Source organism: Hydrocoleum sp. CS-953 (genome assembly GCF_002260545.1).
Taxonomy (GTDB): Bacteria; Cyanobacteriota; Cyanobacteriia; order Cyanobacteriales; family Microcoleaceae; genus Trichodesmium.
On record NZ_LGSU01000869.1, the window covers coordinates 1 to 5,144 of the forward strand.

Genomic DNA, 5,144 nt, shown 5'->3' on the forward strand with positions numbered 1-5,144 from the left:
CTTATATGTTCTACCAATTAACTTGAAATATGTCAGAAATAGTTTGATACTTTAAATATCAAATCCCTTGAAATTAATGTAATTTCAAAGTTTTTGGTTAAAGTTGACTTTCGACTTTTGTGAAATGGTATTTAAGGTAGGCTCAAATAAACATAACTGTGTAACAAAACATTTATGCAGTTCATAATCTCAAGATTGCTTCCTTACACTTCGTTCCAGTAACAATGAAATAGTAACATTTAATTGTGCCCAACTACTTTAGATTATGAATATAATTACAACTACTAATAGAAGTAGACAATTAAAAAGAATTGGCAAGTTTATTTTATTATTTATTCTAGTTACAAGCCTAATTATTACAGGCAAATATTTTAACCTACCACAAGTTTTAAGAAATACATTAATATGGATCGAAAGTCTAGGTTTCTGGAGTCCTATAACTTTCATTATTATTTATAATTTAGCTACTTTGCTATTAATTCCTGGTTCGGTTTTGACACTAGGAGGAGGAGTAATATTTGGAGTTTTTCGCGGGTCAATTTATGTCTTTTTGGCTTCAACATTAGGCGCTACAATAGCCTTTATAATTGGAAGATACATATCTCGCGATTGGGTTTGTCAACAATTAAGTCAACATCCAAAGTTTAAAGCTGTTGACATAGCTGTGGTGAAAGAAGGATTCAAAATTGTCTTTTTAACTAGACTTTGCCCTTTGTTTCCTTTTAATCTTTTAAATTATGCTTTTGGTGTTATGCAGGTTTCTTTAAAGGATTATATTTTGGGTTCTTTGGGAATGATTCCAGCAACAGTTATGTATGTTTATCTTGGTTCTTTAATGGGTGATATTGCTTTAGTTGGTACATCTCAACAACCTACAAATTTGACTATAGAATTAACTAAATGGATAATTAATATACTTGGTTTAATTACTACGATTGTAGTGACGATTTATGTGACTAGATTAGCGAAAAAGGCTTTAGAAGAAAGTATTAATTAATATTTGGCTATTCAGGAAAAAATGAGTTGATGTTTGCATAAAAAAAGTATATAAATCTGGTTCTTTAATTCACCACTATACTAAGATATATAGTCCGATTAAATAGGTTTGTTATGGAACATATTTTATCTTTTATACTAAATTAAAATAAGATAGTTACAGTTAATTAATCAGGAAACTGTTGATAAATTTGCTGCGGACTTCGATAGTACAAATCAAATTATTCCTGAATCAAAAATAATTTATTATGCCTTATTGGCATCAAATCTAGGAATTATCCTTTTCATGTCAGCTCTTAGCCGAAACTTCCTTAAGATTCTTATCTGCTAATATCTCAGGAAAAGGTATTTTTACTGCACTATGTTCGGCCTTGAATTTCCGAGACATTGGAATATTAAAATATCCATCTTTTACCCTGATTCGAGGCATTATTAAAGGAAAGTACCCCTCTTTATTGAGGNAACTGTTGATAAATTTGCTGCGGACTTCGATAGTACAAATCAAATTATTCCTGAATCAAAAATAATTTATTATGCCTTATTGGCATCAAATCTAGGAATTATCCTTTTCATGTCAGCTCTTAGCCGAAACTTCCTTAAGATTCTTATCTGCTAATATCTCAGGAAAAGGTATTTTTACTGCACTATGTTCGGCCTTGAATTTCCGAGACATTGGAATATTAAAATATCCATCTTTTACCCTGATTCGAGGTATTATTAAAGGAAAGTACCCCTCTTTATTGAGGTATCAAGGCATTCGTATTTGTTCAAACCTATATAGACCTTTTGACCTAATGAACTATACTGTCTTTTGTTGAATAAAAATTCATGTGTATAGGCGATAAACCCCAGTTAATCTTAATAGTATCACAAAAATTCTGAGGGTGCAACCGAAAATTCTTTGGCGCGCGATTTTTTTTGGGAGCTTCTGAGAATGAGAATGTTTGTGGTTTGGAACTTAACACAGATCAATGGAAAGATTTGATGAGAAAAAAGCCACTATTTTTGGGAAGCTCTCACAAGATAAAGATNATACTGTCTTTTGTTGAATAAAAATTCATGTGTATAGGCGATAAACCCCAGTTAATCTTAATAGTATCACAAAAATTCTGAGGGTGCAACCGAAAATTCTTTGGCGCGCGATTTTTTTTGGGAGCTTCTGAGAATGAGAATGTTTGTGGTTTGGAACTTAACACAGATCAATGGAAAGATTTGATGAGAAAAAAGCCACTATTTTTGGGAAGCTCTCACAAGATAAAGATATTTCTGATATTACTCCTGGGGGAAATTCCTGAATATCAAGGATTGTCTACTAATAAGAAAACTAAGTTGAATAAAGAGTCATGTGTATAGGCGATAAACCCCAGTTAATCTTAATAATATCACAAAAATTCTGAGGGTGCAACCGAAAATTCTTTGAGGCGCGATTTTTTTGGGAGCTTCTGAGAATGACAATATTGATGATTTTGGACTCAAGAGAGATGAGTGGAAAGATTTGATGAGAGAAAAGCCAGTATTTTTGGGAAGCTCTCACAAGATGAAGGTATTTCTGATATTACTCCTGGGGAAAATTCCTGAATATCAAGGATTGTCTACTACTAAGAAAATTTGGTTGAATAAAGAGTCATGTGTATAGGCGATAAACCCCAGTTAATCTTAATAGTATCACAAAAATTCTGAGGGTGCAACCGAAAATCCTTTGAGGCGCGATTTTTTTTGGAGCTTCTGACAATGACAATGACAATGTTTGTAATTTCCCACTAAGACTAAGAAAGTACAGATGGAAAGATTTAATGATGGGAAAAATCTCATTCTAATCTTAACTAGCTATCAGCTTAAAAATACCATAAGGCTTATATAAAACTTCCATTGCAAGTAGACTTGATTGAGGTGTAGTTGTAGGTCTTTCATTCATTAATTGATAATTACCTCTCCCTTTTAGGAAGAGGTAAGACGCTTAAGGAAAAAATTTATTTTTTTCCCTTTCAAAGGGAAGGCTTTTAACCTGAATTATTTAACTATTAATTATTAATTATTCAGTAATAGATTTTCTTAACACCTAACAACTCAAACTTTTACCGAATAATTAAGGTTTAAATCCTCTCCTTTAAAGGAGAAACAATGAATTTATTTTCCTTTTCTTCAATCCTTTTCCTTTTAGGGAGAGGTAATTATCAATTATCAATTATCAATTATCCATTATCCATTAATTACCCTTCTAACTTCTTACTAATTAATTGATTTGTCATCTTTGGATCGGCACGGCCTTGTGTTTTTTTCATCACTTGCCCAACAAAGAAACCTTTGAGTTTTGTTTTACCAGCACGATACTTTGCTAACTCGTCTGGATGTGCTGCTAAAACTTCATCAATAATTGCTTCTATCGCTTTAGTATCTGATATTTGAATTAGACCTTTTTTCTCAACTAATTCTTTGGGAGAACCACCTTTTGATAATAATTCTGGCAATATATNCTTCTAACTTCTTACTAATTAATTGATTTGTCATCTTTGGATCGGCACGGCCTTGTGTTTTTTTCATCACTTGCCCAACAAAGAAACCTTTGAGTTTTGTTTTACCAGCACGATACTTTGCTAACTCGTCTGGATGTGCTGCTAAAACTTCATCAATAATTGCTTCTATCGCTTTAGTATCTGATATTTGAATTAGACCTTTTTTCTCAACTAATTCTTTGGGAGAACCACCTTTTGATAATAATTCTGGCAATATATCCTTGGCAATTTTCCCACTGATAGTACCATCTTCAATAATTGTGACTAGCTCGGCTAAATTATCAGGTTTCAGAGCAATATCATTAATACTAACTTTTTCATTTTTCAAAAAAGCAGTAATATCTCCCATTACCCAGTTAGCTGCTTGTTTAGAACTGCCACCTGCTGCAACTGTTGCCTCAAAATATTTTGCTACATTAGAGTCGTCAGTCAGGACACGAGTATCATAAGCAGATAAACCTAACTCATTTTCATAACGGTGACGTTTGTGTGCAGGTAATTCTGGTAACTCTGCTTTCCAAGCATCTAACTGTTGACTTGATACCTCAATAGGTGGGAGATCCGGTTCTGGAAAATAACGATAGTCACTAGAACCCTCTTTAGTCCTCATACTAATAGTACGTTGAGAACCCTCTTCCCAGAGTCTAGTTTCTTGAACAATTTTTTCTCCAGTTTCAATAGCTTCAGTTTGCCTTTCAATTTCATACTCGATCGCCCGTTGTATGGCACTGAAAGAGTTCATGTTTTTGATTTCTACTTTTGTGCCAAATTCTTTTTGGCCCACAGGTCTTACAGAAACATTCACATCACACCGCAGGGAACCTTCCTGCATATTCCCATCACTCACCCCAAGGTAACGGACAATTCGCCTTAGTTCTTGAGCATATTCGGCAGCTTCTACTCCAGAACGCATATCCGGTTCCGATACAATTTCGATTAATGGCACACCTGCACGGTTGTAGTCCACCATCGAATAAGTTGAACCAGCTAGGCGATCGCTACCTCCGTGGACTAACTTACCTGCATCTTCCTCCATGTGCAGTCTGGTAATACCAATTTTTTTACGAGTTGCACTACCATTCTCATCTACTATCTCTACTTCTAGCCAACCATGTTCGGCAATGGGTAAGTCATACTGAGAGATTTGATAATTTTTTGGTAAGTCTGGGTAAAAATATTGTTTCCGGTCAAATTTACTGTAGGGTGCAATTTGACAATTTAGGGCCAATCCTGCTTTAACGGCATATTCTAGAACTTTTTGATTAAGTACAGGTAATACTCCTGGCATTCCCATACATATTGGGTCAATGTTGGTATTAGGAGTAACACCAAATTCTGTGGAGGAATTAGAGAAAATTTTAGTCTGGGTACTAAGCTGACAATGGGTTTCTAGACCAATAATCGCTTCATACTCTGTTTTAATTTTGACAGTTGTGGTCATAGATTTAGAAATTAAATCGAATAAGTCGTATATTAGATTTTATATCTAATATAGAATCCGGTTGAACAGTTGTCATTGCGACGAGAGGAAGCAATCTCGTTGGACCTCTGAGATTGCTATCCGTTCCGGAATGCTCCGCAAACCTTCCACTCCGTTCCAGTCGCTGCGGACGCAAGCTATAGTAATTATCCGGA

2 protein-coding genes and 2 pseudogenes are annotated in these 5,144 nt (G+C 34.4%); 2 read left to right on the forward strand and 2 right to left on the reverse strand.

The window, feature by feature from the left end; genetic code table 11:
* The first annotated feature begins 265 nt into the window (after positions 1–265).
* Together AFK68_RS11375 and AFK68_RS11390 are read left to right on the forward strand one after the other, a co-directional pair.
* Positions 266–997: a TVP38/TMEM64 family protein gene (locus AFK68_RS11375; RefSeq protein ID WP_094672846.1), complete on the forward strand. Its 732-nt coding sequence runs from the start codon at positions 266–268 to the stop codon at positions 995–997.
* A 1,431-nt stretch (positions 998–2,428) separates the two neighbouring features.
* Complete coding sequence (locus AFK68_RS11390; RefSeq protein ID WP_094672851.1) at positions 2,429–2,632, forward strand: hypothetical protein; 204 nt, start codon at positions 2,429–2,431, stop codon at positions 2,630–2,632.
* Positions 2,633–3,206: 574 nt separating this feature from the next.
* Here the strand turns inward: AFK68_RS11390 and AFK68_RS11395 are convergent.
* Both AFK68_RS11395 and gatB read right to left on the reverse strand, forming a co-directional pair.
* Positions 3,207–3,469: pseudogene (locus AFK68_RS11395) on the reverse strand (Asp-tRNA(Asn)/Glu-tRNA(Gln) amidotransferase GatCAB subunit B); the annotation flags it as partial.
* A gap of 1 nt (position 3,470) precedes the next feature.
* A pseudogene (gene gatB / locus AFK68_RS11400) lies at positions 3,471–4,950 on the reverse strand (Asp-tRNA(Asn)/Glu-tRNA(Gln) amidotransferase subunit GatB); the annotation flags it as partial.
* Positions 4,951–5,144: the final 194 nt, after the last annotated feature.

What these genes read in the sequence shown, in the direction of transcription:
- AFK68_RS11375 (WP_094672846.1), top strand. Translation starts at nt 266, where the DNA reads ATGAATATAATTACAACTACTAATAGAAGTAGACAATTAAAAAGAATT.